The following is a 503-nucleotide window of genomic DNA, read 5'->3' as shown; positions in this document are numbered from 1 at the left end:
ATTTTAATATTGGTTTGATTTATAAAACAAGCATTCGTTCATTAACTTCATGATTATATTAGTTTTTACTAACCTTTAAATAACATGGAGAAAGGCGATGAATAAGAACCAAACACGCAACAGGTTAGCGAATTTAGTGCGACTTCGTAGGTCATATAAAGCATCAGACTTTCTGGTGGGTTCTGATGAACTCCGAGTTAAAAAAGATGTGTATAGCTTACGTAAAATCAAACAGTTAGAAATTCGTCAATTGGGTCTTAAAGAAAACGCAATCAATATCGTTTCGTTGGCTTTAGTCCTCTCGGCGGCGACTTGGGCATTTGTTCCTCAGTTCGGTTTACCAATGCTTGCACTGACCTTTATTTTGGCGTTTGTTACATGGCGACGATATGAGTTGCGTGCAGAGTTTAAAGGGGCCGATGAAACTGGCGACCATTGGGTTTCCGTGGCGCGCGGTTGTACTCGAGAAGAGTTCAAAGTATTGAAAAACGTTGAATTGGCTT

General features: G+C 39.6%; 1 protein-coding gene. It reads left to right on the top strand.

The window, feature by feature from the left end; genetic code table 11:
* Positions 1 to 97 precede the first annotated feature (97 nt).
* The coding region (locus AB4623_RS23255) for a hypothetical protein (protein WP_372147443.1) at positions 98 to 503 on the top strand (406 nt) is incomplete at its 3' end.

This window comes from Vibrio sp. 10N.222.52.C12 (assembly GCF_041474215.1).
In the GTDB taxonomy this organism is placed as follows: domain Bacteria; phylum Pseudomonadota; class Gammaproteobacteria; order Enterobacterales; family Vibrionaceae; genus Vibrio; species Vibrio crassostreae_C.
Note: the sequence above shows the minus strand (reverse complement) of the source record. Positions and strands in the feature narration are given on the sequence as shown.